4 protein-coding genes are annotated in these 2799 nt (G+C 28.9%); 3 read left to right on the top strand and 1 reads right to left on the bottom strand.

Annotation, left to right across the window (positions count from 1 at the left end; genetic code table 11):
• On the bottom strand, positions 1 to 674 hold a 674-nt coding region (locus KHW44_RS08140), incomplete at its 3' end, for a hypothetical protein (protein ID WP_304068258.1).
• Positions 675 to 830: 156 nt separating this feature from the next.
• Between KHW44_RS08140 and KHW44_RS08145 the strand changes: the two genes are divergently transcribed.
• Genes KHW44_RS08145 through KHW44_RS08155 form a run of 3 tightly spaced genes read left to right on the top strand, consistent with a single transcriptional unit; the run spans position 831 to position 2625 of the window.
• Complete coding sequence (locus KHW44_RS08145) at positions 831 to 1478, top strand: ABC transporter ATP-binding protein (RefSeq protein ID WP_304068260.1); 648 nt, start codon at positions 831 to 833, stop codon at positions 1476 to 1478.
• The gene (locus KHW44_RS08150) at positions 1462 to 2106 is read left to right on the top strand and encodes a sugar ABC transporter permease (protein ID WP_304068262.1); all 645 of its coding nucleotides are present in this window, start codon (positions 1462 to 1464) and stop codon (positions 2104 to 2106) included. Before KHW44_RS08145 ends, KHW44_RS08150 begins: the two co-directional genes overlap by 17 nt.
• Positions 2107 to 2625 (top strand): hypothetical protein, encoded by a 519-nt coding sequence (locus tag KHW44_RS08155; protein WP_304068265.1) that lies wholly within the window; start codon positions 2107 to 2109, stop codon positions 2623 to 2625.
• Positions 2626 to 2799: the final 174 nt, after the last annotated feature.

Here is a 2799-nt window from a genome sequence, read left to right on the forward strand (position 1 = left end):
TGATTGTTCGTCACAGCACTCACCACGACGTATGTAAACACTGGAATTATCAGCAAATTCACAACGGCTAGCATGAGGGATGTCAAATCAAGCAGGCTTTTCAAATCAATACTTGAAATTGCAAGTGCAAATGCGATTATAATCACAACTGAACTTGTCGATTGAATAATTTTCAGAGGAGTTAGTGTGTATGAGAACTTGTAAATCGCACTAACACAAAAAGCTACGGAAAAACCAATCGCCATCAAAAAGTCTGTCACATTGAAAATTCTCTTGTAAAGCATGTACACAAGATAAATCACGCAAGAAATTATAATCAGATTATTCATAATATTCTTGTCCATAACATTTTGCAAAAAAGGCCTCATCACGATAATATTTGAAAAAATAAACGCAGGTTCCAACGAATCCTTGTCCTTCGTGTTGATTTGGAAAATCATCGTCATAATCTTAGACAATATCCACAAATACACAAAAAATACACCAAGTTTGATGTTGAAATTCTTGTACGTAAGTTCATTCAAACTAATCGCAATGTTCGCCGGAATAATTACAACGTAGATTAATTTCGAAAAAAATGCGACAATTTGCTTTTCATTTGAAATCGTTCTGGCAAACAAAAATATAATTGCAAACACCACCAGAACGCTAATCCAGTAATTAAAATAACTCATACTATCCTCCAACTTTATTATACCATAGCAAATCAGTAAATTGGATTGTAGAGTGTCGTTCATTTATTGAAATGATTTATAAATATATGGAAGGTGTGACATTTATTCAAATATATATTATTATATATATAACCAGTATTTTAATGAGGTGTTCACATGTTTATACGAAAAATAAACCACAAATACAAAAATTTCGAGTTAGACATCGAAAATCTAGAAATAGGAAACAATAAAATTATAGGACTGATTGGAGAAAACGGTGCTGGTAAGACAACTCTGATGGATATATTATCCGGAATGATAAAAGCAAACGCAAGTTTTGATGTTCAAGATTATAACGAAAATGATATTTTATACATACCTTCTCAAGTATCTCCATATTATTTTTTAACAGTAAGTGAATTTTGTAAAATTGTAAATGAATACTCCCCTTCCAATAAAACGTCTGAAGATTTAATAGTTGAACTTGGACTGGAAGACAAGAAAGATACTTTAATTTCTGAATTATCTGAAGGAATGAAGAAAAAGTTAACTCTGATTAATATTTTAACAGGTGATTATTCTCTAATAATTATGGATGAACCATTTAATAGTATTGATTTGAAATATTCTTATGAAATCAAAAAATTAATCCTACAACTGAAGGAACGTTCTACAATTTTGATTTCATCACATATTTTAGACAGTCTTATTGATATATGTGATGAGTTTGTGCTTTTGAAAAATGGTAATGTAAAAAAAGTATTTGCTAACTCAAAAGATAAGAAGCAACTGGAGGACGAGATTTTTGAGAGAAATATTTAAATTGGATATGAAACTACGTTTTAAGGAAATAAAAATCGACAGATTATCCGGTGCAATCCAATTCGTTTTGATAGTCTCAGCGATTTTTTTATTTTTAAAATATTTAAGTTCTTTAACATCAAATTCTTATGCAATAAAAGAATTATGCGCTTTATTCTTAGCTTTTATGGGGTTTTTCAAGATAAGAACTGATAGTATAACTCAAAGAGAAATGGATTTTATGACCTTTTTCCCAAAATTCAACAAAACGCAAGTCAGAAAATACTTCATGTATAAGAAAGCTACGATAACATATATCTTCATAATTTATATGCTATTTCCAACTTCTGTAGATATACTGGAAATCAAATCTTTCTTTATGTTTGGCGTACTTATTTATTTGTACATGTTTTTGGATACGTTGTTTTTTTATGTGACAGAAAGCACAAAGAAATCAAATATACTGTACACAGCTCTTAGAATTTCATATTATATTATATTTGCTTCATATTTATATATACCTAATGTAGGTATAAATTTGGAAAAAATACTGCCTGAATTAAAACTACGGTACATGATACCTTTATTTACAATCCTTTTTTGTGTTAATCCACTTCTGTTGAAATCACCAAATCAGAAAGGACAATAAATGACAAGACTAATATTCCGCTATATTTTAAGAGATAAAATTAAATACGAACTAATTGTAATACTTTTCATAAGTGTATTTTCTTCTATAAATTCACCACAGAATTTATATGGATTGAATTTCTCCACTACTTTATTAAGTATACTTTTCATTTTGTATTTTAGTGTTATGAATGCACACAAATCAAAGTTCTTGCTGTTATATCAACCAAGAAATGTTAAACGTCTTAGAAAAGATACCATAAAGTCAATGTGCTACTTGTCTAGTATTTTCTTGGTTTTGGCTGTTATATTGGATATTCTTGTATTGAAATCACTCTATCTAACAGAATATTATCTTGTAAGCATGATAATATTTTATATTTCTACGAGAATTGTCAAAGTAAACATAGAAAAAAATACTAGAATTGATGAACCTATAATTAAATTAAAAGAATGCGTATTCGTTTTATGTTCAGCAATTATATTAGTAGCTGCAATTTTAATTACAAAATTTTTAATTTTCAGTAATCTGTTGTAATTTGTTTGACACATCGTTGACATTTTGTAAACATTTTCCACGTTACAAATCAATAAAAGGGGTATAATAGATTTAAGGAGGATAATATCATGAAGAGGAAATTATTAGTAGTTTTAATGGCATGCGCTATGCTAAGTTCTTGTGGAGTGAAAAATGTTGGAAATACCGGCGTGA

Source organism: Finegoldia magna (genome assembly GCF_018371055.1).
Taxonomy (GTDB): Bacteria; Bacillota; Clostridia; order Tissierellales; family Peptoniphilaceae; genus Finegoldia; species Finegoldia magna_I.

Coding starts and splice junctions, on each gene's coding strand:
- KHW44_RS08145 (WP_304068260.1), top strand. CDS start 831: ATGTTTATACGAAAAATAAACCACAAATACAAAAATTTCGAGTTAGAC.
- KHW44_RS08155 (WP_304068265.1), top strand. CDS start 2,107: ATGACAAGACTAATATTCCGCTATATTTTAAGAGATAAAATTAAATAC.